Origin of the sequence: Methylobacterium pseudosasicola (assembly GCF_900114535.1) — a bacterium.
Taxonomy (GTDB): domain Bacteria; phylum Pseudomonadota; class Alphaproteobacteria; order Rhizobiales; family Beijerinckiaceae; genus Methylobacterium; species Methylobacterium pseudosasicola.
The window spans coordinates 59,604-86,020 of sequence record NZ_FOTK01000016.1 but is presented as its reverse complement, the minus strand read 5'-3'; the positions used below and the strand labels follow the sequence as shown (position 1 = coordinate 86,020).

At 68.9% G+C, this 26,417-nt stretch carries 22 protein-coding genes; 6 read left to right on the top strand and 16 right to left on the bottom strand.

Features of this window, described 5'->3' with window-relative positions; genetic code table 11:
- Window positions 1–372: 372 nt before the first annotated feature.
- The 3 genes from BM228_RS16600 to minC form a co-directional block, all read right to left on the bottom strand.
- Complete coding sequence (locus tag BM228_RS16600; protein ID WP_425284954.1) at window positions 373–606, bottom strand: type II toxin-antitoxin system RelE/ParE family toxin; 234 nt, start codon at window positions 604–606, stop codon at window positions 373–375.
- A 47-nt stretch (window positions 607–653) separates the two neighbouring features.
- Window positions 654–932, bottom strand: coding sequence for a CopG family ribbon-helix-helix protein (locus BM228_RS16595; protein ID WP_092042474.1), 279 nt, complete (start codon window positions 930–932; stop codon window positions 654–656).
- Between the two features lie 122 nt (window positions 933–1,054).
- The gene (gene minC, locus BM228_RS16590; RefSeq protein ID WP_092042401.1) at window positions 1,055–1,810 is read right to left on the bottom strand and encodes a septum site-determining protein MinC; all 756 of its coding nucleotides are present in this window, start codon (window positions 1,808–1,810) and stop codon (window positions 1,055–1,057) included.
- Between the two features lie 111 nt (window positions 1,811–1,921).
- On the opposite strand from minC, the gene addA reads away from it, so the two are divergent.
- Both addA and trxA read left to right on the top strand, forming a co-directional pair.
- Window positions 1,922–5,407: a double-strand break repair helicase AddA gene (addA, locus tag BM228_RS16585; RefSeq protein ID WP_092042399.1), complete on the top strand. Its 3,486-nt coding sequence runs from the start codon at window positions 1,922–1,924 to the stop codon at window positions 5,405–5,407.
- Between the two features lie 356 nt (window positions 5,408–5,763).
- Window positions 5,764–6,087 (top strand): thioredoxin, encoded by a 324-nt coding sequence (gene trxA, locus BM228_RS16580; RefSeq protein WP_092042398.1) that lies wholly within the window; start codon window positions 5,764–5,766, stop codon window positions 6,085–6,087.
- A 524-nt stretch (window positions 6,088–6,611) separates the two neighbouring features.
- Here trxA and BM228_RS16570 read toward each other — a convergent pair.
- From BM228_RS16570 to trpA, 5 genes are all read right to left on the bottom strand, one after another.
- Window positions 6,612–8,654, bottom strand: a complete 2,043-nt coding sequence (locus BM228_RS16570) for a methyl-accepting chemotaxis protein (RefSeq protein WP_092042395.1) — start codon at window positions 8,652–8,654, stop codon at window positions 6,612–6,614.
- 344 nt (window positions 8,655–8,998) lie between these two features.
- Window positions 8,999–9,898, bottom strand: a complete 900-nt coding sequence (locus BM228_RS16565; RefSeq protein WP_092042393.1) for an outer membrane protein — start codon at window positions 9,896–9,898, stop codon at window positions 8,999–9,001.
- Window positions 9,899–10,105: 207 nt separating this feature from the next.
- Window positions 10,106–11,431, bottom strand: coding sequence for a bifunctional folylpolyglutamate synthase/dihydrofolate synthase (locus BM228_RS16560; protein WP_092042391.1), 1,326 nt, complete (start codon window positions 11,429–11,431; stop codon window positions 10,106–10,108).
- Between the two features lie 9 nt (window positions 11,432–11,440).
- Window positions 11,441–12,337: an acetyl-CoA carboxylase, carboxyltransferase subunit beta gene (gene accD, locus BM228_RS16555; RefSeq protein WP_092042390.1), complete on the bottom strand. Its 897-nt coding sequence runs from the start codon at window positions 12,335–12,337 to the stop codon at window positions 11,441–11,443.
- 82 nt (window positions 12,338–12,419) lie between these two features.
- Entirely contained in the window at window positions 12,420–13,259 is an 840-nt protein-coding gene (trpA, locus tag BM228_RS16550) for a tryptophan synthase subunit alpha (RefSeq protein ID WP_092042388.1), read from the bottom strand.
- Between the two features lie 189 nt (window positions 13,260–13,448).
- Here trpA and BM228_RS16545 point away from each other — a divergent pair, with 189 nt between their 5' ends.
- The 3 genes from BM228_RS16545 (at window position 13,449) to BM228_RS16530 (ending at window position 17,647) form a co-directional block, all read left to right on the top strand.
- Window positions 13,449–13,685, top strand: coding sequence for a hypothetical protein (locus tag BM228_RS16545; protein ID WP_007561210.1), 237 nt, complete (start codon window positions 13,449–13,451; stop codon window positions 13,683–13,685).
- Between the two features lie 83 nt (window positions 13,686–13,768).
- On the top strand, window positions 13,769–14,434 hold the full coding sequence (locus BM228_RS16540) for an HAD family hydrolase (protein ID WP_092042387.1): 666 nt from the start codon (window positions 13,769–13,771) through the stop codon (window positions 14,432–14,434).
- Between the two features lie 561 nt (window positions 14,435–14,995).
- The gene (locus tag BM228_RS16530) at window positions 14,996–17,647 is read left to right on the top strand and encodes an MGH1-like glycoside hydrolase domain-containing protein (RefSeq protein WP_092042384.1); all 2,652 of its coding nucleotides are present in this window, start codon (window positions 14,996–14,998) and stop codon (window positions 17,645–17,647) included.
- Window positions 17,648–17,687: 40 nt separating this feature from the next.
- Here BM228_RS16530 and BM228_RS16525 read toward each other — a convergent pair whose 3' ends face one another.
- Complete coding sequence (locus BM228_RS16525; RefSeq protein ID WP_092042382.1) at window positions 17,688–18,095, bottom strand: Ros/MucR family transcriptional regulator; 408 nt, start codon at window positions 18,093–18,095, stop codon at window positions 17,688–17,690.
- Between the two features lie 303 nt (window positions 18,096–18,398).
- On the opposite strand from BM228_RS16525, the gene BM228_RS36220 reads away from it, so the two are divergent.
- Window positions 18,399–18,620 (top strand): FAD-dependent oxidoreductase, encoded by a 222-nt coding sequence (locus BM228_RS36220; protein ID WP_483128460.1) that lies wholly within the window; start codon window positions 18,399–18,401, stop codon window positions 18,618–18,620.
- Between the two features lie 2,203 nt (window positions 18,621–20,823).
- Here BM228_RS36220 and BM228_RS16515 read toward each other — a convergent pair.
- The 7 genes from BM228_RS16515 to BM228_RS16485 form a co-directional block, all read right to left on the bottom strand.
- A complete protein-coding gene (locus BM228_RS16515; protein ID WP_092042380.1) occupies window positions 20,824–21,540 on the bottom strand; it encodes an LrgB family protein in 717 nt (238 codons plus the stop codon).
- Between the two features lie 3 nt (window positions 21,541–21,543).
- Window positions 21,544–21,945, bottom strand: a complete 402-nt coding sequence (locus BM228_RS16510) for a CidA/LrgA family protein (RefSeq protein ID WP_092042379.1) — start codon at window positions 21,943–21,945, stop codon at window positions 21,544–21,546.
- Window positions 21,946–21,955: 10 nt separating this feature from the next.
- A complete protein-coding gene (locus BM228_RS16505; protein ID WP_092042377.1) occupies window positions 21,956–22,417 on the bottom strand; it encodes a tellurite resistance TerB family protein in 462 nt (153 codons plus the stop codon).
- 98 nt (window positions 22,418–22,515) lie between these two features.
- A complete protein-coding gene (locus BM228_RS16500; protein WP_208612048.1) occupies window positions 22,516–23,298 on the bottom strand; it encodes a DJ-1/PfpI family protein in 783 nt (260 codons plus the stop codon).
- A 16-nt stretch (window positions 23,299–23,314) separates the two neighbouring features.
- On the bottom strand, window positions 23,315–24,001 hold the full coding sequence (gene tenA / locus BM228_RS16495; RefSeq protein WP_092042376.1) for a thiaminase II: 687 nt from the start codon (window positions 23,999–24,001) through the stop codon (window positions 23,315–23,317).
- Window positions 24,002–24,028: 27 nt separating this feature from the next.
- Window positions 24,029–24,703, bottom strand: coding sequence for a response regulator (locus BM228_RS16490; protein WP_092042374.1), 675 nt, complete (start codon window positions 24,701–24,703; stop codon window positions 24,029–24,031).
- Window positions 24,700–26,175 carry an ATP-binding protein gene (locus tag BM228_RS16485; protein ID WP_092042373.1) on the bottom strand — a complete coding sequence of 492 codons (1,476 nt, stop codon included), beginning with the start codon at window positions 26,173–26,175 and terminating at the stop codon, window positions 24,700–24,702. The genes BM228_RS16490 and BM228_RS16485 overlap by 4 nt, the downstream gene beginning before the upstream one ends.
- Between the last annotated feature and the right edge of the window lie 242 nt (window positions 26,176–26,417).

Sequence of the window (26,417 nt, the reverse complement as noted above, 5' to 3'; positions counted from 1 at the left end):
ACTAACACGTTATCAAATATCCGATTTTTCAATAAGCTGCGGTCGACCACGCCGCCGCGGCGATGTGCAAATTCGGATCGACCGCCGGCTAAGAGACGACGCGCGTCTCGCCTTCTGCGGTAAAAAACTTGGTTCGATAAATTGCGGACTTTGTCCCGGATGATCGGTCGGGATCCGCTTTTCATAGACACCGGTCTGTGACCGCGCTCGAAATCCGGTGCCTACGACCGTGACCGCGACGCGATCATTCCTCTTCGGCCGCGTCCAATACAGCAACGAACGACGTGACGCCTCGGCATTCGGTCTCTGGTTCGCTTCGCGACGCTCGCGAGGACGGCAGGAAAGGACAGGCTGACCGATTCAACGAAAACCCTACCGGAAACCCGCTTCCTTCTGGTGCCGCACGGCCAAGATCGTGACCACGTCGTCATCGATGCGATAGTGGGCCACGTATCCGCTATCGCCAAAATCGATCAGCCAATCCTGGTACTGCTCGGGCAGGTCCTCAATCATTCGGCCCATTCGCGGGTGCGTGCCGAGATCCTGCACGCCCTGGATGATCGCTTCACCGGCTCGCTTGGCGGCCGATGGACTCTTAGGACGCAGGAATGCGCGGAGCCGTTCGAGATCCCGGACTGCCGCCGGGGCAAAGACTACTCGTGGTATTCCGGGGGCGGCAGCTCGTTCTCAGAGCCCCAACTCGCCAGCCACGTTTCGACTTCCTCGGCCGTCGCGTGCAAGCCAGTCGCCTGAGAGTCTTCCCACGCTTTCAGCGTGTCTCGCCGCAGGGCCTCGCGTTTTTCCTCGCGCTCCACGTACTGCATGATCGCCTCCCGCATGATCCAGTGGGGCGTGCGGCGGCGTATCTCCGCGAGATGCTGGACTCGGCCTTTCAGCGTGTCGTCAAGCTTGATCGATGTCGGCGCGGCCATGATCTGCCTCTTCGAGCCGAGGTAGTACCTTGCGATACGAATTCCGCGCTGAGTACGCTGTCCATGCGTCAGCCGAGCCCGCCGGCGCGCTCGCCTGACCCAAGCCCGCATCCTCATTCATCTCACCCCCGCTCGAACAGCCCCAGCTTGATCGCATCCTCCACCAGCCGCACCTCCACGGCCTGACCCCGGAAGGCGGGGTCGAGGTCGTCGGCGGCGCGGTAGAGGCCGTCGATCGCCACCAGTTCCGGCTCGAAGCGGCGGCACCAGATCCGGGCACCCGGGTTGCCGGCGGCGCCCGCTACCGCCCGGCCGCGCAGGGCGCCGTAGACGTGGATCGAGCCGCCGGCGATGACCTCGGCGCCCGAGGCCACGGCGCCGAGCACGGTTACGTCGCCTTCGAGATGCAGCACGGTCTGGCCCGAGCGCACCGGCGCGTCGAGGATCAGCGAGCGCGCGGTGTTCTCCTTGGGCGCCGGCTCGAGCGGCGCCTCCTCGCCCGGCGTGGCGATGTCGCCCACCGGGCGGCCGCCCGACAGGGCCGGCGGCAGATCCGGGGTGAGGATCGACGGCGGCGCGCCCTCGATGCCGAGGATCGCGATCCTGCGGGCTGCGAGTTCCGCGAGCAGGCCGTCGAGATCCTCCCGGGTGAGCTTCAGACCGGCGAGGTCGAGGATCACCGGGCGGCCGGCGAAGAAATTGGGCGCGCGCCGGTTCAAGGCGTCGAGATCGCCGAACCACTCGGCCACGGGCGGCACGGGGGCCAGGACGGTGGCCATGAAGGAGCGGCCGCGGAAGCGGATCGGCGGGCGCGTCGGCTCGGATGTCGGCTGGGTCACGGGCGTTTTCGGTGTCGTGAGGATGTCTGATCCATCCATGCGGTGCAGCCGCGCCTGGGGCAATCCCGCAACGCCCGGTGTGACGCCTTGCTCGGCCCGCAGGCGCATTTCTGTTGTAGAGAGGTGTAGCAGCCGAGCCGGACGAGACCGTTGAGCAGCGCGCAAACCATCAGACCCTTCGTCGTTGACGACCTGACCCAGGCCAACCAGCGCCGGGCGGCCGATCCGCGGGCCTCGGCCTGGGTCTCGGCCAATGCCGGGGCCGGCAAGACCAAGGTTCTCACCGACCGGGTGGTGCGGCTGCTCCTCGACGGGGCGCCTCCGGGCCGGATCCTGTGCCTGACCTTCACCAAGGCGGCGGCCGCCAACATGGCGATCCGGGTGTTCCGGCTGCTCGGCCGGTGGGTGACCCTGGACGATGCCGCGCTCGCGGCCGAGCTCACGGCGCTGACCGGCGAGCGGGCCGATGCCGAGCGCCTGCGCATGGCGCGGCGGCTGTTCGCCCGGGCGGTGGAGACACCGGGGGGCCTCAAGATCGAGACCCTGCACGCCCTGTGCGAGCGGCTGCTGCACATGTTCCCGTTCGAGGCGAACGTGCCGGCCCGCTTCGTGGTGCTCGACGAGACCAAGGCCCGCGAGATTTTCGACATCGAGATGGCCAACGTCCTGGCCGACGCGGTCTCGAACGGCGATACGCCACTCAGTGCTGCGCTGGCGCGGGTCACCCCGGAGGCCACCGGCGATACCCTGCGGGCGGCGATCCGCTCCGCGTTGCGCGCGCGAAGTTTGATCGGCGACCGGACCCGATTGGACCGTTCCTTCGAAGAATTGCACGGGGCTTTGGGGCTAGCCGCCGAAGAGAATGCGGAGGCGATCGAGGCCGCGATCCTGGACGGCGGCCCGGGCTGCGGACCTGCGGATCGGGCGACGTTGATCGAGGCTTTGCGCACCGGCAAGGCCAATGACGAGAAGCTGGCCGATGCGCTGGCGGCGGCCGAGGCCGAGCGGGCGCGCTCGGAGGATCTGCCGGACCGGTCCGAGGCGCTCGATCTCTACCGTGGGGTGTTCTTCACCCAGAAGGACGAGCCGAAGGCCGATGGCAGCCTCGGCACCAAGAGCGTCCCGGCGCCCATCAAGGAAACCCTGATCGCCGAGCGCGACCGGCTTGAGCCCCTGTTCGACCGGCTGCGCGCGGCGCGAGCCCATGCCCGGACGCAGGCGCTGTTCCAGCTCGCGGCCGAGATCCACCGCCGGGTCGAGACCCAGAAGGCGCGGCTCGGGGCGCTGGATTTCGACGACCTCATCCACAAGGCGCTCGACCTGCTGGCCCGGGTCGGGGCCGGCTGGGTGCTGTACAAGCTCGACCGCGGCATCGACCACGTGCTGGTCGACGAGGCGCAGGATACCAACCCGGAGCAGTGGGAGATCCTGCGGGCGATCACCCAAGAATTCGCCGCCGGCGAGGGTGCCCGGGCGGGGACCCGGACCCGCTTCGCGGTGGGCGACCCGAAGCAGTCGATCTACGGCTTCCAGGGCGCCGAGCCGCGGGAATTCGCCCTCACCCGGGCGGCCTGGATCCAGGAATCGCGCGCGGCTGGCCTCACCTTCGAGGACGTGCCACTGACCCTGTCGTTCCGCTCCACCGGCCTAGTCCTCCAGGCGGTCGACGCGGTGTTCGCCCTCGACGCGCACAATGAGGGGCTGGCCTTCGAGGATACGGCCCGCCGGACCGTCCATGCCAGCGCCCGGCCCGGCGCCCCCGGCGCCGTGGAGCTGTGGCCGATCGCCGAGCCCGAGCCGACGCCGGAGCCCGATGCCTGGACGGCGCCGGTTGACGCCCCCGAGACCAGCGCCCCGGCGATCGTCACCGCCCGCCGGGTGGCGCAGGCGGTGCGGACCTGGACGAGCCAGGGCGACGCCACCGGCCGGGTCTGGCGCCCGGGCGACGTGCTGATCCTGGTGCGCAAGCGCGGGCCGGCCTTCGAGGAGGTGATCCGCGCCCTCAAAGGTCTCGGCGTTCCGGTGGCCGGCCAGGACCGGCTGGAGGTCTCGGCCCATATCGCGGTGGCCGATCTGGTCGCCGCCGGGCGCGCCGGGCTGCTGCCGGCCGACGACCTGACGCTGGCCACCGCGCTCAAGACGCCGCTCGTCGGGCTCACCGACGAGGATCTGGTGCGGCTCGCCGCGCGCCGCGACCTGTCGGAGACGCTAGAGGATTCCCTGCATCGCCACGCCGAGGCTGGTGATCCGGCGGCGGTCCGCGGGCTGGCGGCGCTGTCGGACTGGATCGCGCTCGCAGGACTCCACGGCCCGTTCGGCTTCTACGCGCGGCTCCTCGGGCCGCAGGGCGGCCGGGCGAAGCTGGTCGCCCGGCTCGGCGGCGAGGCGGGCGATGCCATCGACGTGTTCCTGGCCGCCGCCGCCCAGGCCGAGACCGGCGAGGATGCACCCTCCCTCGGCGGCTTCCTGGCGCGCTATGTCGGCACCGAGGCCGGCCACACGGTCAAGCGCGACATGGAATCCGGCCGCGACGAGGTGCGGGTCATGACCGTGCACGGGGCCAAGGGCCTCGAAGCGCCGGTGGTCGTGGTCCTGGATGGCTGCGAGCCGCTGGGGCGCAACGACCCGCCGCTGCTGCCGCTGGCAGGCACCGGCACGGCACTGCCGCCGGTCTGGTCGAGCGGGAAGACGCAGGATTGCGCGGCCACCGGCGAGGCCCGGGCGGCCCTGCTCGCCCGCGCGCGGCAGGAGCATAACCGTCTGCTCTACGTGGCCATGACCCGGGCGGCCGATCGGCTGATCGTCGCGCCGTTCCGTGGCCACGAACGCGAGAGCGAGGCCGCCTGGTGCCGGATGGTCCGGGCCGGCTTGGAAGCCGCCCTCGGCGCGGGACAGGCGCTGGACCTGCCCTACGGCCCCGCAACCCTGTGGCGGGACGGCACCGAGACGCTCCGCCCGCCGGAGACGCTGACACCGACGATCATCCACGTTCCGGAGCCGGACTGGCTGCGCAGTCCCGTGCCGCCGGAGCCGGAGATCCCGGTCCTCAACCCGTCCGGCGCCCTGCAGACGGCCGACGGCTCGCGCGTCCCCCCACCCCGGCTCGCCGACGCCCAGGCGCGCCGCCGGGGCATCCTGATCCATTCCCTGCTTCAGCACCTGCCGCGGATCGAGCCCGAACGCCGGGAGGCGGCCGGCCTCGCCTTCGTGCGGGCGCGCGCCCCCGGCCTGCCGCGCCCGGCGACCTACGGCATCGTCCGCTCGGTGCTGCGCCTCATCGACGATCCCGACCTCGCTCCCCTGTTCGCTCCCGACGCCCGCGCCGAGGTGAACCTCACGGGCCGCGTCCGGGCCGGGGGTGCCGAACGGGTGGTGCAGGGCCGCGTCGACCGCCTCGCGGTCGCGGCCGACACGATCCGGATCGCCGACTTCAAGACCGGCCGCCCCCCGGCCGAGGGCGAGCCGCTGCCCCCCGCGGAGGCCGGCCAGATCGCCCTGTACGCGCAGCTTCTCGGCCAGATCTATCCGGACCGGACGATTCGGCCGATGCTGATCTGGACCTCCGGCCCGGTGATCCGGACCTTGGGCGCGGACGACATCCGGGCGGCTTTGGGCCAGGCGGGGATCGAGGGCTGACGGGCGCCCACCTCACACCGTCATTGCGAGCGCAGCGAAGCAACCCAGTGATGCGTCACGTATGGAGATCGCGCGCCGCCCTAGGTTGCTTCGCTGCGCTCGCAATGACGGTGGAGCGCGGGTGCCAAGGAAGAAAGCTGCAAGGCGGCGGCACCGTTTGGAAGGGTCTTCTCCCGCCTGCTTCCCCACCCGACATGCGCCAGCGCACATCGCAATGCGCCCTTCGAGGCACCCCCATGCATCGGTGGGCGGACTGCTTGACCGGGCGGCGGGCCGTCGCCAATTCTGATCGAACCGCGCGGGCCCCTGCCCGTCCGAGGCCGCCTCACCGGCGGCCACATCCGAAAGGTGACGTTATGGCGACGGTGAAAGTAACCGACGCGAGCTTCGAGCAGGACGTTCTCAAGTCCGCCGAGCCCGTCGTGGTGGATTTCTGGGCGGAATGGTGCGGCCCCTGCCGCCAGATCGGCCCGGCGCTCGAGGAGATCGCCACCGATCTCCAGGGCAAGGTGAAGATCGCCAAGGTCAACGTCGACGAGAACCCGCAGATCGCCGCCCAGTACGGCATCCGCTCGATCCCGACGCTGCTGCTGTTCAAGAACGGCACCGAGGTCGACAAGAAGGTCGGCGCCGCCCCGAAGGGCGACCTGTCGCGCTGGATCGGCACCCAGGTCGCGTGACCTTTGCCCGGCTGGGGCCGGGACTGCGTTCGGCCTTCCTATCGAAGGCCGAACGCGCCAAGATCGGCAATGGTGATCGGCCGGCGCGGCAGCGCACAGGTTTCGAGCCTGTTTGACCGCGTTCTTCCCCCTCCTCCCGAGAGCTTGTGAGTCCTTCAGATCGGTCGCCCATCGGCCCTCGATGTGACGAACGCTGCTGAGGCCATGGGCCGGCCTGCGCACCAAGACGAGGCGCTGGTCCCCTCTCCCATGCGGGAGAGGGACAGGGTGAGGGGACAGGTCTTTCCGGGTAAAGCGCATCCCTCACCCCAACCCTCTCCCGTGTGGGAGAGGGGGCGCGTGGCGCTTCGTGATCGGCCTCAGAGATCTGTGGAGCCGGCAATCCGCTCCGAAAAGGAAGCGCTTTGCGCCTGTTCAGGGAAGGTCGCAAAGAACGCGGCACCGTCCGCCGCGCGGTGAAGAACCGAAGAACTGACTGCCTCTGAGACGCCCGCGCCAGCGCGCACCGAAGGATCGAACCGGCTTTAGCCGGCTTCACGAACCCGCGTCAGGAAGGTCACGACCTCCTGGCGCAGCTCGGTGGACTTGCCCTGCAGGACGAGGGCGGCGGAACTGACGACCTTGGCGGCCTGACCCGTCCCATCGGCGGATTTCGAGACATCCGAAATGCTGGTCGAGACGTCCCGCGTGCCGGCGGACGCGCTCTGGATATTCTGGGCGATCTCGCGCACGGCCAAGCCCTGGTGATCCGCCGCCTCGCGGATCGACAGGGTGACGTCGCTGATCTTCCCGATGACATCCGAGATGGCCAGGATCGCCTGGACGGCGTCCTTCGTCCCGGATTGGACCGCCTCGATCTGCTGCGCGATCTCCTCCGTCGCGCGCGCCGTCTGCCCGGCGAGGTCCTTGACCTCCGTGGCGACGATCGCGAAGCCCCGCCCGGCCTCGCCGGCACGCGCCGCTTCGATCGTCGCGTTGAGAGCGAGCAGATTGGTCCGCCCGGCGATGCCCTTGATCAGCTGGATGACCTCCTCGATGCGATGGGCTGCATCGGTCAGGCCGCCGACCTTGCCGTTCGCCGCCCGGGCCTGGTTCACCGCGTCCCCGGTGATCTCTGCGGATACACCGACCTGGCGGCCGATCTCGTTGACAGAGGCCAGCAATTCCTCGGCCGCCGCCGCGATCGTCCCGACATTGGCCGAGGCCTGCTCCGAGGCGGCCGCGACCGAGACGCTGCGCTCGCTGGTCGACTGCGCCTGCTTCGACAGGTCGGAGGAGGCCGCATCGAGATCGGTGACGAGGCCGAGCACCGTGTCGGTCAGCGCCGTGATGCGGCGATCGAAAGTCTCGGAATGCTGCTGGATCAGCGCCATGCGGGCTTCCTGCCTACGCTGAAGCGCCTCCTGCTCGGCCTTCAACCGCTCCGTCTCCCGCGCCGTGTCCCGGAACAGCGCCAGCGCCCGGCTGATCGTGCCGATCTCGTCCCGCCGCTCCGTGTTCGGCACGGCGACGTCGTACTGGCGGCCGATCAGAGCCTCCACGATCCAGGCCGCTTCGGCCAAGGGCTTGGTCACGAGGAGGCGTGTCGTCAGGACGACCACGAGCAGGACCGCCGCCAGCAGGATGCATCCGCGCAGGACGATCTCCCTCCGGTCTTGCTCGACGGGTTCGGACAGGACGGTCGCCGGCACATCGACGGCCAGCGCCCACATCGTGTTCATGTTCGGCACGGTGAACGGGTAGATCAGCCGCAATGCGCCGCCGAGCCCGTCGGTGACCACGCGCATCCGTCCGTCCGCGAGGGCGGCCTTCAGCTCGCTCGCGCCGGCGCCGTCATAGGCCTTGGTCTCGAGATCCTGGCTCGGCGGAACGAGCCAGTTGCCGGCGCCCGACAGCAGCGTCACCCGGCCGCTGCCGAACGGGTGAAAGCTGCTGAACATCTCTTGTAGCCGGCTGAGCTTGATATCGAGGTCTGCGACGCCGACGATGGCGCCCTCCGACCGGAGCGGCACCGAGATGGAGGTGATCAGATCGCCCTTGGTGCTCCGATACGGCTCGGTGAGGAGGCTCTTCCCCGTCGCGATCGGCACGGCATACCAGAGCTGCTTCGGATCGATCTCGAAGGTGGCGAACTCGGTCGAATCCGCCGTCGTCTTGGTCCAGTACGGCGTGAACAAGCCGGCCTTGTTGGCCGCCTCGTCCCCCGCGACCTTCGTCCCGAGGCGCCGGTCGATCGACTCGGCGGCCCAGGCGCCGAAGACGACCGGATAGCTCTGCAGCACGGATCGGGTGACGGCGATGATGTCCGAACGCTTCGCCGAGCGGGTCTCGATCAGGGCCGAGAGGCCGGCCGTCATGCTGACGGCCGCGGAGATGGGCTCGGCGATCTCGGTCGAGACCCGTCCGGCGAAACCGGAGGCCTGTTCCGTCGCCTGAGCCGTGACATCCGCCCGGATGCGCGCGTCGGCATTCCATCCGGAGATCACCAGCAAGCCGAGGATGACGAGCGCCACCGCGCCGCCGGTCGCGATCGCGAGTTGATTGCCCAGGCTTGTCCTGAACGTCATGCCGGCCTCCGATTCGGTGCACGCCGGATAAATTTATAAGCATTGAGATAAATACGTCAAAAGTCAAAGCGCAGATCACAATAGAAAAAAGCCCGCATAGAAAGTCGTTTTCCGATAAATCTAAACATTCATGGCAAGATCTAAAACCATGAGGATTTCGATCTTGCCTCCTGTGACTGAGAAGGATCTGATATTCGATCGATCCGGTGCCGGGGCGAATTTAGACAAAAAAAGATCCCGGGCGCGAGCCCGGGATCCTGTGTTCGATCTTGGCACCTCAACTCCCCTCCGCACCTTCAGCTACGGAGGGGGGCTCCCGGTGACCGGGAGCCTAGGCAGTGGTCTTAGTACGAGCCGAACTTGTAGTTCAGGCCGGCGCGGACGACGGCGAAGTCGTTCGTGTTGCGGCTGGTGTTGCCGGTGACGGCGTAGACCGGCAGGACGGCGCCGGTGTTGAGGGCGGCGCCGACCAGCGGCAGGCCGGTGCGGTTGCGGTCCAGGCTCACGTACAGACCTTCGACCTTGAACGTCACGGCCGACGAGCGGAAGAAGTTCAGGAACGAGTCGGTGGGGAGCGCGAACTCGGCGCCGCCGCCGACCGTGTAGCCGGTCTTGAAGTCATCGCGACGGCCAGCGAAGTTCTGGAAGGCGACGCCCTGGGTGCCCTGGTCGCCGGTGGCGTAAGCGAAACCGCCGGTGGCGTACACGAGGGTCTTGTCGAAGGCGTAGCCGAGACGGCCGCGCACGGTGCCGAAGAAGTCCAGCGTGTTCAGGGTGCCGTTGACCGGGATGAAGCCCGGGTTGATGGCGGCGGCGTTCGTGGCGTAGCGCGGACGGCCGCCGAAATCGAGGTACTGCGCGTCGGCCTCGAAGCCGATCACGACGCCCGAGCCCGGGGTGAACTGGTAGTTGTAGCCGATCTGACCACCGCCGGAGAAGCCTTCGCGGTTGTTCCGGTTGTAAATCAGCGACGAGCCGAGCGGCGCCAGGGCGCGGTACGGCACGAGGCCGTTGGCGCCGAGAACGGCCGGGCTGCCGGCGGTCTGCACGAAGCCGCGGTTGCTGTCGGTGTCGCTGGCGTCGAACGCGTAGCCGGCGTTGATACCGAAGTAGAAGCCGGTCCAGGTGAACACCGGGACGGGGGTGAACACCGGCGGCGGCGCCGCGCGGCGCGGCAGGTCGGCAGCGGTAGCGGCGGCGGTGAGCGCCGTGAACGCCGCGAGAGAGGTGAGAAGCGTCTTCATTCCAGTGATCCCCAGCACAAGCCCGATCGACGCCCAAGCTATGGGATCGGACCTGCGGGGGATGTAGCTTCGCTGCCACAGCACGGGGAAAGCGTGGCCGTTCGCGGCATTTCGCGCGGTCGAATGCGGCGAATCAACGGCGATTAGCGGGCGGCTAACCAAATAGTTCAAGACAAGCCAGTGCCGAAGACAGCGGCTTGACGCGACTTAGACGGGCGGCGTGTCGTTGGCGGCCAGCACCAGACCGGCGAGGTAGAGCGAGCCGCAGATCAGGATCCGCGGCGGCTGCTCGAAGGCGATGTCCTTCACCTGACCGAGCGCGGCCTCGATGCTCGGGGCGGTCCGGGTCGAGAGACCGACGCTCTCACCGATCCGCGCCACCTCCTCGGCCGGCCGGGCGGCCATGGAGGTGGTGATCGGGACCGCGATCAGCGCCCGGGCCAGGCCGACGAAGTTGCGCAGGAAGCCATCGGCGTCCTTCGTGCTGAGCAGGCCGACGATCAGTACCAGAGGCACGTCGCTGCGCTCGCCGAGATCGGCCATGGCGGCGGCGAGAATCCGGCCGCCGTCGATATTGTGGCCGCCGTCGAGCCACAGCTCGGCGCCGGGATCGAGCTGCGCCGCGAGCCGCCCGCGGCCGAGCCGCTGCAACCGCCCGGGCCAGTCGACCTCGGTGAGACCCCGCTCCAAGGCGGCGTTGCCGATATCGCCGAAACCGGCCGCCCGCAAAGCCGTGATCGCGGTGCCGGCATTGACCAGCTGGTGGCGCCCGGCGAGCCGCGGCCGGGGCAGGTCGAACAGGTCGGTCTCGTCCTGGTAGACCATGCGGCCGCGCTCTTCATGGACGGAGAAATCCTGGTTGCCGACCAGGATCGGCCCCGCTCCCACGGCTTCGGCGTGCCGGCACAGCACGGCATCGGCCTCGGCGTAGTCCTGCGCGGCGATCACAGCCGGGCAGCCGCGCTTGAAGATCCCGGCCTTCTCGGCAGCCACCGACTCGACCGTGTCGCCGAGATACTCGGCATGGTCGCGCCCGATCGGGGTCACGACCGCGCAGGCCGGCTGGGCGATGACGTTGGTGGCGTCGAGGCGTCCGCCCAACCCGACCTCAAGGAGCAGCACGTCGGCCGGGCTCGCCGAGAACAGCAGCAACGCCGCCGCCGTGGTGATCTCGAACATGGTGATTGGCTCGCCGGCATTGGCAGCCTCGCAGCGCGAGAACGCGTCGGCCAGCCGGTCCTCGTCCACGAACTGGCCGCCGCCGATCCCGCCGAGCCGGATCCGCTCGTGGAACCGAACGAGATGCGGCGAGGTGTAGACATGCGCGGCCAGGCCCCCGGCTTCGAGGATCGCCCGCATGAACGCGATGGTCGATCCCTTGCCGTTGGTCCCGGCGACGTGGATCACCGGCGGCAGGCGCCGCTCCGGGTGGTTCAGCCGGGACAGCAGCCGCTCGATCCGGCCCAGCGACAGGTCGATGGTGCGCGGATGGAGCGCGAGGAATCGCGCCATGAGGGCGTCGGAGGAGGCCATGCGCCGGGCTTAGGCCGCGGCCTGGGCGGGACCCGGCGCCTCGGCCGTGGCGGCGTTGGTTAGCAGGCCGCAGAGCCGGGTGATCGTCTCCTTCAGGGCGTGCCGGTGGACCACCTGATCGACCATGCCGTGCTCGCGCAGGTACTCCGCCCGCTGGAACCCGTCCGGCAGCTTTTCGCGGATGGTCTGCTCGATCACCCGGGGGCCGGCGAAGCAGATCAGCGCGCCCGGCTCGGCCAGATGCACGTCGCCGAGCATCGCGTAGGAGGCGGTGACGCCGCCCGTGGTCGGGTTGGTCAGCACCACGATGTAGGGCAGGCGCGCGGCGTTGAGCCGGCGCACCGCCACGGTGGTCCGGGGCATCTGCATCAGGGACAGGATGCCCTCCTGCATGCGGGCGCCGCCGGAGGCCGAGAACAGCACGTAGGGGGTGCGCTTCTCCAGCGCCGTCTCGGCGCCGCGCACGAAGGCCTCGCCCGCCGCCATGCCCAGCGAGCCGGCCATGAAGCCGAATTCCTGTGCCGCCAGGGTCATGGGCAGGCCGCCGACCCGGCCGAAGCCGATCTTGAACGCGTCCTGCAGGCCGGTCTTGGCGCGGGCCTCCTTCAGGCGGTCGACGTAGCGCTTCTCGTCGCGGAACTTCAGCGGGTCGACGGCGACCTCGGGCAGCGCCACGTCGATCCAGGTGCCCTCGTCGAACATCATCTTGAGACGCGCGGCGGCGCTCATCTTGAGGTGATGCTCGGAGCCGGGGATCACCCAGTGATTGGCCTCCACCTCCTTGTGGAACACCATCTGGCCGGTATCCGGGCACTTGACCCAGAGGTTCTCCGGCGTCTCGCGCTTGAACAGGGTCTTGATCCGGGGGCGCACCACCTCCGAAATCCAGTTCATCGGTTCGACCATCGACTCGCGTCCGTTCGCTTCAAGCTCGCGCTGATATCAGGTGGTGGATCCCCCAGCGCCAGGGGGCGTCGGAAACCCTGGCTCAGGCCGCCCGGCCCACGCCGCCCGCGCGGACGCCGGAGGCCAGCTCCCGCACCAGCTCCGCCACGGCCGGGACGGTGCCGGGCTGCGGCCGCCCCTCGGAATCCAGCGAGCGGACCAGGGTGTCCACCAGCGCCGAGCCGACCACGACGCCGTCGGCGCCCTTGGCGATCGCCGCCGCGTGGGCGCCCGTCTTCACCCCGAAGCCCACCACCACGGGCAGGTCGGTGTGGCGGCGGATGCGGGCGACTGCCTCGGAGACCTTGCCGAAATCCGGCGTCGCCGTGCCGGTGATCCCGGTGATCGACACGTAGTAGACGAAGCCGGCGGTGTTCGCGAGCACGGCCGGGAGGCGCCGCTCGTCGGTGGTCGGCGTGGCGAGCCGGATGAAGGCGAGCCCCTTGGCGAGCGCCGGCAGGCACAGCTCGGAATCCTCTTCCGGCGGCAGGTCGACCACGATCAGCCCGTCGACCCCGGCGGCCACTGCGTCGTCCAGGAACCGCTCGACCCCGTAGGTGTGGATCGGGTTGAAATAGCCCATCAGCACGATCGGGGTGCCGTCGTTCTCGGCGCGGAAGCGGCGCACGAGGTCGAGGGTTCCGGCCACGCCCTGGCCGGCCTTGAGGGCGCGCAGGCCCGCGGCCTGGATCGCCGGACCGTCCGCCATCGGGTCGGTGAAAGGCAGGCCGAATTCCAGGATGTCGGCGCCGGCGCCGGGCAGCGCCTTCAGCACCTCCAGGGAGGTCTCCGGGTCGGGGTCGCCCGCCATCACGTAGGTGACGAGGACGGCCCGGTTCTCCGCGCGGGCGCGGGCGAAGGTAGCGTCGATGCGGCTCGGCATGGGTCTGATACGGGTTTTCGCGCGTGCAGGACCGGATCCGGCCCAGGATTATCTCCGCGCTACACCATCGGCGTCGGCCCGTGAAGCGCTCGCCCCTGCGGCCACGGGGCGGCCGGGCCCCGCCTTGTCCTGCGGATCGCGGACTCCATCTCCCGGCGTCCACACCCCCAGGATAATGAGGAGCGCGACATGGCGAAGGCCGACAAGCACCACATGGGCCCGGGCGGTCACGGCAAGGGCTCCGGCAGCGGCGGCATGACCGACCTGCCGGACGGCGTGCTCGGCGAGAACGAGGTCCTGAGCAACCGGGACAAGTCCCGCCACAGCGACGAGCGCGGGCTCGACGGCAAGGCGGTCCAGACCGAGCAGTACCAGGACCACGCGGCCAACCGGCAGGCGCCCGGCTCCGAGACCAAGGAGTCCTGAGGCCGGTCAACGGCGACCGGGCGGGCAGCGGCCGTGCGTGCGGCGCGGTTGTCCGCCCGCCCCGGCCCGCGTAGCCCTCGGGCATGAGTCTCGACACGCTCTCGACGCGCCGCTTCGCCGCCTTGCTGTTCGACATGGACGGCACGATCATCAGCTCGATCGCCTCGGCGGAGCGGGCCTGGACGCGCTGGGCGCAAGGCCACGGCCTCGACGTGGCGCGGTTCCTGCCGACGATCCACGGAATCCGCTCGGTGGACACGATCCGCCGCCTCGGCTTGCCCGGCGTCGATCCCGAGGCCGAGGCCGCTTCGATCACGCGGGCGGAAATCGAGGATGTCGGCGACATCGCCGAGATCCCGGGCGCCCGGGCATTCCTGCAGGCGCTGCCGCCCGAGCGCTGGGCGATCGTCACCTCGGCGCCCCGGGAGCTCGCCCTGCGCCGCCTGGAGGCCGCCGCCATGCCGGTCCCGGCCGTGCTCGTCGCCGCCGAGGATATCGATCAGGGCAAGCCCGCGCCGGATTGTTTTCTGCTGGGCGCCGAGCGCCTGGGCGTCGCGGCCGCGGATTGCCTGGTGTTCGAGGATGCCCCGGCCGGCATCCGGGCCGGCGAGGCGGCGGGCGCCAGTGTCGTGGTTGTCACCGCCACCCACCACGCGCCGATCGAGACGCGGCACGCGACGATCCCGGATTACCGGGCGCTGACGGTCGATGCCGGGCCGGACGGGTTGCGCATTGCTTCCGTTGGCTGACGGCGCTCAATGCGGTCACGCGGAACCTGTTTGACGCGTCTATCCCACCCACCCCCCTCATCCTAAGGCGACGGAGCGAAGCGGAGGCCTCGAAGGAGCCCTTCAGCCAGCCACGCAGTCCCCGGAGGTCTCCTTCGAGGCTGCTGCGCAGCACCTCAGGATGAAGGTGTGGGTGGGATCTAGTCGATGGGAAGCGTCCTGCGACTGCGATCACGCGGTCATACAGGCTTCCAGAACACCGCATCGAGACATGGGCTTCTCCCAACGGTCCAGAACCTGCGCCGCCGCCCAAGCCTCCACCCTGTCATTCCGGGGCCGCGAAGCGGAGCCCGGAATCTAGAAACGCAGGTTCAGCAAGATTTTGCGCCGTCGGCGTTTCTGGATTCCGGGCTCGCCTTCGGCGCCCCGGAATGACAGGGTGGGTGATCCTGCGGCCGCCAGAGGCCGCTTGTAGGATATGTGAGCGCCACCGGTGCCGCCGCGCCCCCAATTGACTTCTTCCCGCCGAACCGCGGCAATATCCGGTCAGGACGTCAGACACCGAGCCGGGACAGCGAGCCGATGACCAAGCCGAACGGCGTCCCGGGCCTCTTCGAGACCGCTGAGGGGCAGCGGCTCGTGCAGGCGCGGACCGATCCGGCCTGGCGGCGCTGGGGGCCGTATCTGAGCGACCGGCAATGGGGCACGGTGCGGGAGGATTACAGCGCCGATGGCGAGGCCTGGGATGCCCTGCCCCACGACCACGCCCGGTCCCGGGCCTATCGCTGGGGCGAGGACGGGATCGGCGGCTTCGGCGACCGGCACCTGAACTGGTGCCTGGCGCTCGCCCTGTGGAACGGCCGCGACCCGATCCTGAAGGAGCGCCTGTTCGGCCTCACCAACGCCGAGGGCAACCACGGCGAGGATGTGAAGGAGCTGTACTACTATCTCGACGGCGTCCCGACCCACGCCTTCATGCGGATGCTCTACAAATACCCGCAGGGCGCGTTCCCCTATCAGCGCCTGGTCGAGGAGAATGGCCGGCGCGGCCTCGACGACCCGGAATTCGAGCTGCTCGACACCGGCCTGTTCGACGAGGGCCGCTACTTCGATGTCGAGATCGCCTACGCCAAGGCCGGCCCCGACGACGTGCTGATGCGGGTCACCGTCACCAATCGCGGCCCCGAGCCCGCCGACCTCACCCTGCTGCCGCAGCTCTGGGCCCGGAACCTCTGGTCCTGGAAGGCCGGCACCGAGAAGCCGGAGCTGTCCGCCGGATCGGACGGGTCGGTCTGGGCGCGCCACCCGAGCGTGGCGCCGATGCGCTTCTTCGCCGAGGGCGCGGACGAGCTGCTGTTCACCGAGAACGAGACCAACACCCACCGGCTGTTCGGCAGCGGCCCGGAGGCCGGCTTCTACAAGGACGGGATCGACCGGCGCGTCGTCCAGGGCGAGGCCGGGGCGGCCAACCACCTCTCCGGCACGAAATGCGCGGCCCGCTACGACCTGCATCTCGGCCCCGGCGAGTGCCGCACCCTGCGGTTGCGCCTGCGCCCCGAAACCAGCCCAGGCGAGCCCTTCGCGGATTTCGACGCCGTATTCGCGACCCGGGCGGACGAGACGGACGCGTTCTACGGCGCACTGCAGGCGTCGATCGCCGATCCGGAGATGCGGCTCGTCCAGCGGCAGGCTTTGGCCGGGATGCTGTGGTCGAAGCAGCTCTATCATTACGACGTGCGCGAGTGGCTGGCCGGCGATCCGGCCCAGCCGGCCCCCTCCCCCGCCCGCCGGCACGGCCGCAACGCCGACTGGGCGCATCTGCGCGCCAACGACATCATCTCGATGCCGGATGCCTGGGAATATCCCTGGTTCGCGTCCTGGGACCTCGCCCTCCAGGCGATCGTGTTCGCGCTGATCGATCCGGACTTCGCCAAGAACCAGCTGCTGCTCCTGGTGGACGAGGCCTACGCCCACCCGAACGCGGCGCTGCCGGCCTACGAATGGGGGTTCGGGGACGCCAACCCGCCGATCCACGGGCTCGCCGCCTGGCGGGTGTTCGAGCTGGACCGGGCGCTCACCGGCACGCCCGACCATGTCTTCCTCAAGCGCATCTTCAACAAGCTGACCCTGAACTTCACCTGGTGGGTGAACCGCAAGGATTCCGCCGACCGCAATCTGTTCCAGGGCGGCTTCCTCGGGCTCGACAATATCGGCATCTTCGACCGCTCGAAGCCGGTCGGCGATGGCGCCACCCTCACCCAGTCCGACGCGACAGCCTGGATGGCGGCCTACGCGCTCAACCTGATGCGCATCGCCATCGAGTTGGCGCTCCAGGATCCGACCTACGAGGACATGGCGGAAAAGTTCTTCGAGCATTTCCTGCTCATCGCGGCGGCCACCGGCGACGGCGTCTGGGACGAGGCGGACGGCTTCTTCTACGACGTGATCGAGACCCGCGACGGCAACCGCCTGCCGATCCGGGTGCGGACCATGGTCGGGCTGATCCCGATCCTCGCGGTCACGACGATCAGCGCGCATGATCTGGACAAGCTGCCCGCGCTCCGGAAGCGGATGCGGTTCTTCCTGGAAAACCGCCCGGACCTCTCCGCCCTGGTCTCGCGCTGGGCCGTGCCCGGCGAGGGCCTGACTGTCCTGCTGTCGCTGCTGCGCGGCCACCGGCTGAAGGCGCTGCTGCACCGGGCCCTCGACCCGGCGGAGTTCCTGTCCGAGCACGGGCTGCGGGCGGTCTCGCGCAGCTACGCCGACCAGCCGTTCTGCTTCCCGTGGGATGGGCGGGACCTCGGCCTCGCCTACGAACCGGCGGAATCGCGCTCACGCCTGTTCGGCGGCAATTCCAACTGGCGCGGGCCGGTCTGGATGCCCGTCAATTACCTGCTGATCGCCGCGCTGAACCAGTTCTTCGCCTATTACGGCCCGGATTTCCGTGTGGAAGCGCCGACCGGCTCGGGACGGACCTACTCGCTGCGGGAGATCGCGGACTCGCTGTCACGGCGGCTTATCGGGCTCTCGACCCGCGGCCCGGACGGGCACAGGCCGGTCTACGGCGACAGCCGGATCGAGCAGGAGGACCCGCATTTCCGGGACCTGATGCTGTTCTACGAATATTATCACGGCGATACCGGCCGCGGTGTTGGCGCCTCGCACCAGACCGGCTGGTCCGGCCTCGTGGCCCTGCTAATCCAGGAGATCGCGACGGCAGAGGACCGGCCGTGACGGGCACGACCGGTCCTGCTATACGAAATTCGGATCGCTTCTACTCCGCCGCCTGCTGCATCCGCAGCTTCTGGCCGAGCCCGATCTCCCGCGAGATCTTCGAGCGCCGGGCGCTGTAGGCCGCCGAGACCAGCGGATAATCCACCGGCAGGCCCCACTTGGCCTTGTACGCCTCGGGGGTCAGGCCGCGCAGGGTCAGGTGCCGGCGCAGAGCCTTGTAGGACTTGCCGTCCTCGAAGCTCATGATCGTGTCCGGCCGGATCGACGCGCGGATCTGCGCTTCGGTGGGCCGCTGGACCTGCCGCTCCGTCGGCACGTCGAGCGCCGTGATCGAGCGGTGAACCTCGGACAGAAGGCTCGGGAGAACGGCGGCCGGCACGCTGTTCTTGGTGACGTAGGCGCTTAGGATCTTGGCGGCGAGTTCGACGCTCGGAGAGGTCGTCAGCATTGTCATCTCCTAAGGTTTCCAGTCGGAAGATGCGGCTTTGTCGGGTCGATAGAGGGCAGTTCTGTCGGCTTCCGGTGGTGAAGGCCGGAATAGAATTCCGGCCCGCCCTCCGGCAGCGCGTGATGGCATTATGCGCCGGCTCGGCACTCTTACAACCACCGCGCGCATCTATTGCGCGGCTGTTTCTACTTAGAATTGATAATTCAGGTCAATGTCGAATTAACAGGCGGTCCTAAGGGGCAGCTCGGGTGCGGTATTGCGGACTCACCAGCCCTGCAGGGCTGGGAGCCGGGAGAGGTGCGCATGGAGGTGCTGGTCGTCGGTACCGGTGTCGTCGGCTTGTCCGTTGGGTGGGCTTTCGCGCTCCGCGGGCATGCCGTGATTGTGGCGGAGTCCGAGGCGGCGTTCGGGACCGGCGTCTCGGCTCGCAGCTCCGAGGTAATTTATGGCGGCATGTACGACCCGTCCGGTTCCGCGCGCGCCCGCCATTGCGGGGATGGCGCCGACAAGTTGTACAACTTCTGAGCGAATTACAGCGTCCCGCATTGCGCCTGCGGCAAGCTGGTCGTCGCCGGCTAGGATGCGGAAGCGGACAAGATCGCGGCGATCCGGCGGCAGGGCGAGATCGAGGATCACGGCGGCGCGCTGGCGCTGCGCACGCCGGTGGAGCGCCTGTCCCGCCGGGACGGCCAGTGGCACGCGGCCGTCGGCGGCAGCGAGCCGGGGGAGATGGCCTTCGACGCTGTAATCGTGGCCGCGAGCTTCGGCGCGCCCGCACTGGCGGCCCGTATGGAGGGTTACCCGGCCGAGCGCGTGCACGTCGTGCGTCTGGCCCGGGGCAACTACTTCGGCTGCACCGGCAAGCCGGCCTTCTCGCGGCGGAACTATCCGGCACCGCGGATCGACGATGGACTTTTGGATCGACGGCCCGTCCGAGCACGGGCTGCCCGGCCTCGTCCACCTATTTGGGGTCGAGAGCCCGGGGCTCACGTCGAGCTTGTCGCTTGCCGAAATCGTTGCAATTTTTTCGGAGACATGACCATTCGAAACTGCTTGCAAATTCTTCACGGCGCGAAGCGGAAGAGCGGCCTCCTATATTCTTACAAAGCGCCGCGCGGTCACGCATTGAAGTAGCCCAGGACAAGCGGTTTCAGGGCCCCAGGGGAACGAAGCTTGGAGCCGCTTTTTGACGCGCAAAAATTACCGACGACATGAAATTGGACACGCGATATTTTCTGACCAAATTCAATGCCAAACAAATGCAATGCATTTCTAAATATTATTTATCTATAACTATCGTTTGATTTCCGACAATAAGCGTTTTATCCTATAGGTCTCGTCATCAGAGCGAGAGTCTGCTTGCGATATACTCGCACTATTGCCGTCTTAATGCGAGAAAAACTAAATCGATCGATAATCAAACTGAACTTTTTTAACAAATTACCAGCATCAAAAGACAAACACCTCCAAACTGCACCTTTCCAAGCTGCCGAGGTTTATCATGTCCATTATAAATCCGAAAATAACTACCTTGGAAACAAGCCTTCAGGCTTTTCAGAAGAAGAAAGATGATACGCCGAAGACTGACTTGGCAATACCCGCTCTGCTGAATCAATCACCGGACCCAAGATCGGCTCTCAGCTGGTCGCCGCACGCGGCGGATGCGTTCTTCGCGCTGTCGCACTTGCGCGCACAGACTTGGGAAGTCCTGAACGCTGGTTGGGAAGAGCCGGTCGTATCGGTCACTATCGCACCACCGGCGGGGGCCAATGTACCACAATTGTCGGATTCCGACGTCAATACTCGCCCGGCTACCAGATCCACCGGGTCCGGCCAATCCGAGTCGCGCGCCGAGACGGTAAGTTTAGCCAGCACATCCACTCAGGATCGGGCGAGCACCGCATCATCGACAGGAGCGACAGGGCCGAGCCAGCCCCAGCCGAGCACGGGCTCGACCACCGGTGCCACTGGGGCAAACCAGCCCCCGACAAGCGGCACCGATGAAACGGTACCTGTGGACGGCCAGTATTATTGGGAAAATGGTCCCACGGCCCGAAAATTTCTCGATAACGCCTACCGCAGGCTTGGAGAAACCTCGGATACGCCCCGCTCGGCCGACGATTGGAACAACAAGGTTGGCTTGCTGAAGCTGGGCCGGGGAACGCTCTACGCCATTGCCGCGAACGTCGACGGCTTATTCAGCAAGACCGAGGTGGCAGCTGCGAAGGCAGCACTGCCTGTGTGGGACGCCAAACACAGCGCGGCCGGCACTTCCCCGGGAAATACGGACAGCACGCCCGGCCAGACCCAAGCGAGCCCGAGCTCGGCAAGCGGAGCAACCGGACCTAGTCAGACCCAACCGACCACAAGCTCGACCACCGGAGCCACTGGAGCCGGCCAAACCCAGCCGAGCCCAGGCTCGGCGACCGGAGCCACCGGCCCGAGCTAAGGCCCGACCGCGCGGCTTGACAGCGTCCGCGGCTGAAGCACCAAGGGCGGTAGCCTTTCGGATCGCGTCCTGATCCGTCGAATATCTCGAAGTCGTCGCCGTTCACACCGTGATTGGCGACGACTTATGGGTCCAAGCTTGATGTACTTTCGCGGGCCAAGCCGGGGCTCATTTATAGGCCGTGCAGACGGCCTGGATGCGGTCGCGTTGCGTGGCATCCAGTTGGAAGTCTCGCTCAATCTACCCCTGCCCCGGGCGTCGACGCCTCGTTCGGAGTTCTCAGAACAACAGGTGCAGGGCCAGGGGCGCCAGGATCGCGGTCAGGAAGGCGTTGAGCCCCATGGCGATGCCCGCGAAAGTGCCGGCGGTCTCGCTGACCTGGAAGGCCCGGGCCGTGCCGATGCCGTGGGCGGCGAGGCCGGCCGCGAAGCCCCGGGCGCGCATGTCGGTGATCCGCAGGAGATTCATCAGCGGCGTCACTAGGATCGCCCCGATGATGCCGGTGAGGATCACCAGGATCGCGGTGAGCGTCGGGTCGCCGCCCAGCGCTTCGGCGATGCCCATGGCCACCCCCGAGGTGACGGATTTCGGCGCGAGCGAGATCAGGATCGGCTGCGGGATGTCGAGGAGCCGCGCCAGCACGATGACGACGGCGAGCGTCGTGGCCGCGCCGGCCACCAGGGCTGCCAGCATCGGCACCAGGGCACGCAAGACCGTCGCCCGGCGCTCGTAGAGGGGCATGGCCAGCACCACGGTCGCCGGCCCGAGCAGGAAGTGAACGAACTGCGCACCCTCGAAATAGGTCGGATAGGGCGTGCCCGTCACCGCCAGGACGGTGCCGACCAGGATCACCGTGATCAGCACAGGGTTGGCGATCGGGTGGCGGCCGGTGGCGACGGCGATCCGGTCGGCCAGGACGTAGGAGGTCAGGGTGACCGTCAGCCACAGCAGCGGCGTGCGGGCGAGATAGACCCAGAGCGAGAAGTCGCCGGACAAGGCTCAGGCCTCCCCGTCCGGCCGGCGCCGCTCGACCCGGGACGCCACGGCACGGAACACCAGGACGGTGACCAGTAGTGACAGGGCGGTGGAGACCACCAGCACGATGGCGAGCTTGAGCCCCTGCGCCCGGAGCAGGTCGAGGCGGCCGACGACGCCGACGCCGGCCGGCACGAACATCAGCGACAGGTTCATCAGGAGCCCCCGCGCCGTGGTCTCGAGGCTGCCGTCGGTGAGCGGCTTCGGCAGGACGCGGGGCAGGCCGAGGCGGCTGTCACGCAGCAGCAGGAAGCCGAACATCAGCCCCATGCCGATCACCGGCCCCGGGATCGGGACGCCGGCTCCGCGGGCCAGGACCTCGCCCAGGAGCTGGGCGAGCAGGATCAGCGCGAGACTCGCGATCATCGTCCGGCCGCTAGACGGCGCCGACGCTGCGCTGCCCGCTTCGCCGGGCCGCGGTGATCGCCGCCTCGTCGAAGCCGAGCAGCCGGCCGAGACGCTCGACCAGCGCCTCTTCGAACTCGTCCACGCTTCCGTCCGCGGCGGCGACCGACCAGGCCATGGTCAGGAGGTCCTGGCGCTCGGCCGCGTTGGCCTCGTGCGGGATCATCTCGACCAGGCTCGCGAGGTCGCGGGTCTCGGCATCCACCGCGGTGGCGCGCGCGATCAGCGCCCGGGCGGCGTCCGGTCCCTCGGCGTAGCGGCCCTGCACGATCCGGGACAGGCGCTCGCTCTCAGCGGGCGCCAGGATGCCGTCGACCCTGGCCACGTGCACCAGGAGCGCGGTGGCGGCCAGATGGGTGTCGTCCACCGGCTCGGACTCGCCGACGCCGAGGGCCTCGGTCGCGTAGGCACGCAGGCGTGCGATCAGGGACATGTCGGCTCCGGGAGTTCCTGCCGCACAGTTCGGTCCGGGCGCCCCGCCGTCAAGGACGGCGCATCACGTGGACGTGAAGCGTGGCATTGGTGCATCGATCAGGATCTAGCCGCCGCGGTCGCCCCCGCGACCAGGGGCGCCAGGATCGCGTCCGCCGCGCGGACGATCGCCGGGTCGGCCTGTGCGGGGGTCCCGGCCTGGAAGGGCGGCTCCGGGGCATATTCGGCGACGAGTTGCGCAGTGCGGGCGTAGTCGGGGCCGCGCAGGCGGGCGGCGAGCGCCAAAGCCAGATCGAGCCCGGCCGAGATGCCGGCGCCCGTGACCCGGTTGCGGTCGAACACCACGCGCTCGGCGACCGGCGTAGCGCCGAGCAGCGGCAGCACCGCGTCGCGCACGCACCAATGCGAGGTGGCGCGGTAGCCCCTCAGCAGACCGGCTGCGCCGAGGATCAGCGAGCCGGTGCAGACGCTCGTCACCCAGGTGGCACGAGCGGCGCGGTCACGCAGGAAGGCGAGCAGCGCCGCATCGCGCATCTGCGCCGGCGTGCCGTCGCCGCCCGGGACGAACAGGACATCGAGATCGGGCGGGCAGGCCGCGAAGGCGTGCGTCGCCACGAGGCTCAGGCCCGTATCGCTGGCGACGGGACCTTCGGCCTCTGAGACGCAATACAGGCTGCCGGGGGCGAGGCCGGCGAGCAGCGCCTGCGGGCCGACCACGTCGAGGGCGGTCATGCCCGGATACAGGATCATGGCGATCCGTACCGGACGGTCCTGCGGGATCGGGCCCGGCTCGGTGCCCGCCGCGGAGCGGACCGGCCCGAACGCGGCGGCGGCCACGCCGGCCGCGATGAGGGCCCTTCGGCTGAGGTCGGGCGGCGTCACGCCCCGGCCGGGCGGGTCACAGCGGCCACGCCGCGTCCCGGTAGGCGCTGTCCCAGAACAGCCATTCGAGCCGCGTCGCCTGCGTGAAGGCGTCGTGCATGCGCGCACGCGCACTCGGCGAGGCCTGCTCAGCGGCCCGGTCGGTGGCGGCGATCATGCCGGACACCGCCGCGGCAAACTCGTCGCCGGCATAGGTGTCGATCCAGGCGCGGTAGGGATTATCCGGGACCGCCCGGGCGAAGATGTCGTCGCCCACCGCCTTGTAGATCCAGAAGCACGGCAGCAGGGCCGCGCACAGCACCTCGAACGGCTCGGCATAGGCCGCGGCGAGCAGGTAGGACACGTAGTGGTGGCAGGCGGGCGTCAGCGGCGTGCCCGCAAACGTCTCCGGGCCAATCCCGTAATCGCGGAAGAAGCCGCCATGAAGCGCGCGCTCGACCACGATGGCGTCCTGCGCGGCGCGGGAAAACTGGACGATCCCGTCCGGGTCCGGGGCCTTCGCGGCGGCGAGGCTCAGCGCCCGGCCGAAGCCGATGAGGTAATGGGCGTCCTGGACGATGTAGTGGCGGAACCTGTCCTGCCGCAGCGTGCCGGCGCCGAGTTCCGCGTTGAACGGCATCGTCCGGATGGTCTCGTAGGCCGCCGCGTTGCGCACCCAGGCCGCCTGCGAGAAGGCATTCGGGCCACCGTCACCGTCGGTCAAAGGGACTTCCCTCTCCGGTCGCTCAAACTACCCCTGCCGCTGGGCGTGCGTGACGGCCACGTGGATCAGCTCCGCGAGCGTCCGCACGCCGAGCTTCTGGCGCATCTGCGAGCAGGCATTGGTGACGGTCTTGTAGCTCACCGACAGGTCGGCCGCGATGGCGCCGTAGGAGCGGCCCTGCGCGAGCCGCGCCAGGATCTGCTGCTCGCGGGGGGTGAGCTGGGATTCCGGGGTGCGCCGGGCGTCGGCGCGCAGCATCGCCACCTCGGTGGCGAGCCGGCGGTCGAGATAGACCTCGCCGATCCGGACCTTGCCGAACGCCTCGAACAGCTCGGCCGAGGCGTGGTCCTTCAGCACGTAGCCCAGAGCCCCGGCCTCCAGCGCCCGCGCGACGATCACCGGGTCGTTGTGCATGCTGAAGACCAGGATGCGCGTCTCCGGCGCGACTGCGCGGATGCGGCGGATCAGGCCGAGCCCGGCCATGCCGCTGCCCTGGAAGGTCAGGTCGCAGATCACCACCGGCGGCCGCAGCCGGTGGAAGATCCGGTAGCCGCCGACCACCGTGGTCGCCTCCGCAATGGTCTCGACCCCGGAATCCTCAAGGACCCGTCGACAGCCCTGGAGGACAATCGGGTGATCGTCGATCACGAGGACCGGCAGACGTGTGGCGGCGGCGTCGATCTGGGAGGCGATGGCGTTCATGCGCTCGGCGCGTTGTTGTTCTCGTCGCCCCGCTCCGGCGGAACGGGGATCGTGATCCGGACGATTGCGCCGGGGCCGTCATTGTCAAGGGCGAAGGTACCATCCAGCGCCTCGACACGCTCGCGCATCCCCGACAGACCGAGCCCGGTACGGTGTTCGGGCGGGATTCCGCTGCCGTCGTCGCGGATCGTGACGCGAAGGTTCCCGTCCGCCTCCATGGCCTCGGCCTCGACCCGGGTGGCGCCGCCGTGGCGCACGGCGTTGGTGGCGCTCTCCTGCACGCAGCGAAACACCGTGAGGTCCACGAGGTCGCCGTAGCCCCGGGCCAGGCCGTCGAACTTTCCGACGAAGGTGGTGCCGGGATGCCGCTGGCCGAAGCCGCGCAGCAGCAGGTCGAGGCAGGTGGCGAGCGGCGCCTGGCCGAGGCCGTGAGGGCGCAGGCGGTTCAGCAATTCCCGGTTGACGGTCTGGACCTGCCCGACGATGGCGCTGATCTCGGCAGCCCGGGCGGCGAGCTTTTCGCGACTAGGCTCGGCCGGGCCGGAGGCGATCCGTGCGATGGAGGCGGCGTTGGCCTCCAGGGCGAACAGGCAGGGGCCGAACTCGTCGTGCAGTTCGAGCGCGGTGCGGCGGCGCTCGTCGTCCTGGGCGGTGAGCAGCTGGCGGTTGAGCCGGCCGTTGGCGCCGCGCACCTCGCTCAAGGCCTCGGCGACCTTGTTGAACCGCTCGGCGATCACCGCCAGCTCGCGGGCGCCCGGCGTGTCTAGGCGCGCGGTGTAATCGTGATGCTCCAGCTGCGTCAGGCCGTCGCCCAGCCGCTGCAGCGGCGCCAGGATGCGGCCCAGCGCGAGATAGAGGGCGATCAGCATCGCGGCGTTGATCGCCAGGGTGGTCATCGAGAGCGCCCTTGCATAGCCCCAGATCTCGTCGATCTCGTCCATCGGCTGGGTGGTGATCTGCGCGGTGCCGAGCGTCTGGCCGTTCACCACGATCGGCAGGGTGTGGCGCTCGATCGGCGGCATGATCAGGTCGGCGAACCAGCGCGGCGCCTCGCGCTCGGACTTGTGCGGGGGCATCGGCTTGCCGACCTGATCGCCGTCCGGTTCGAGCACCGCCACTCGGACGTGACGCAAGACCTTGAAGCGCAAGTCCAGGGTCTGGAGTAGGGTATCAGGCGAGGCCGTGTCGGACAGGCGGATCGTGTCGGCGACCAGGGACTCGACGGTGGCGAGCGAGGCGCGGGTCTCGACCCGCACGGCATTGCGGGCGTTGAGCACGATCACCCCACAGGAGATCAGGGCCGCCAGCGCGTCGATGAACAGCACCACGGCGACGAGCCGCGCCCGGGTCGACCACTCGGACCAGGGCCGAAAGCCGGCGCCGCGGCCGTTCGGCGCCGCCGCGGGCTTCGGGAGCAGGGTCGGTGTCGTATCCACGGGCAGACGCATAGCGGGCCTATCGCCGAAGTCCATGCCTCGGGCCGGCGCGAAAGGGCGGCCGAGCTGGCCCGCGGAGGTGGAACCGATGACGGATTCTTAAGCGGCTTCGGCTTATCTTGTGGATAGCCGATCCTCGACTGGCCGGGCACGCAATTCGAGCCGACATCTTTGCGCCGTATTGCGGTTCCTCTATCGACTCTAGAGTCGACCCATCTCCGAATAACGGAGAGAGGCGGCCGGTCATGGGGAGCCCGGTCGCGCGCGTCGTGCATCGT

What these genes read in the sequence shown, in the direction of transcription:
- BM228_RS16595 (WP_092042474.1), bottom strand. Translation starts at nt 932, where the DNA reads ATGGCCGCGCCGACATCGATCAAGCTTGACGACACGCTGAAAGGCCGA.
- minC (WP_092042401.1), bottom strand. Translation starts at nt 1,810, where the DNA reads ATGGATGGATCAGACATCCTCACGACACCGAAAACGCCCGTGACCCAG.
- trxA (WP_092042398.1), top strand. Translation starts at nt 5,764, where the DNA reads ATGGCGACGGTGAAAGTAACCGACGCGAGCTTCGAGCAGGACGTTCTC.
- BM228_RS16570 (WP_092042395.1), bottom strand. Translation starts at nt 8,654, where the DNA reads ATGACGTTCAGGACAAGCCTGGGCAATCAACTCGCGATCGCGACCGGC.
- BM228_RS16565 (WP_092042393.1), bottom strand. Translation starts at nt 9,898, where the DNA reads ATGAAGACGCTTCTCACCTCTCTCGCGGCGTTCACGGCGCTCACCGCC.
- BM228_RS16560 (WP_092042391.1), bottom strand. Translation starts at nt 11,431, where the DNA reads ATGGCCTCCTCCGACGCCCTCATGGCGCGATTCCTCGCGCTCCATCCG.
- accD (WP_092042390.1), bottom strand. Translation starts at nt 12,337, where the DNA reads ATGGTCGAACCGATGAACTGGATTTCGGAGGTGGTGCGCCCCCGGATC.
- trpA (WP_092042388.1), bottom strand. Translation starts at nt 13,259, where the DNA reads ATGCCGAGCCGCATCGACGCTACCTTCGCCCGCGCCCGCGCGGAGAAC.
- BM228_RS16545 (WP_007561210.1), top strand. Translation starts at nt 13,449, where the DNA reads ATGGCGAAGGCCGACAAGCACCACATGGGCCCGGGCGGTCACGGCAAG.
- BM228_RS16540 (WP_092042387.1), top strand. Translation starts at nt 13,769, where the DNA reads ATGAGTCTCGACACGCTCTCGACGCGCCGCTTCGCCGCCTTGCTGTTC.
- BM228_RS16530 (WP_092042384.1), top strand. Translation starts at nt 14,996, where the DNA reads ATGACCAAGCCGAACGGCGTCCCGGGCCTCTTCGAGACCGCTGAGGGG.
- BM228_RS16525 (WP_092042382.1), bottom strand. Translation starts at nt 18,095, where the DNA reads ATGCTGACGACCTCTCCGAGCGTCGAACTCGCCGCCAAGATCCTAAGC.
- BM228_RS36220 (WP_483128460.1), top strand. Translation starts at nt 18,399, where the DNA reads ATGGAGGTGCTGGTCGTCGGTACCGGTGTCGTCGGCTTGTCCGTTGGG.
- BM228_RS16510 (WP_092042379.1), bottom strand. Translation starts at nt 21,945, where the DNA reads ATGATCGCGAGTCTCGCGCTGATCCTGCTCGCCCAGCTCCTGGGCGAG.
- BM228_RS16505 (WP_092042377.1), bottom strand. Translation starts at nt 22,417, where the DNA reads ATGTCCCTGATCGCACGCCTGCGTGCCTACGCGACCGAGGCCCTCGGC.
- BM228_RS16490 (WP_092042374.1), bottom strand. Translation starts at nt 24,703, where the DNA reads ATGAACGCCATCGCCTCCCAGATCGACGCCGCCGCCACACGTCTGCCG.
- BM228_RS16485 (WP_092042373.1), bottom strand. Translation starts at nt 26,175, where the DNA reads ATGGACTTCGGCGATAGGCCCGCTATGCGTCTGCCCGTGGATACGACA.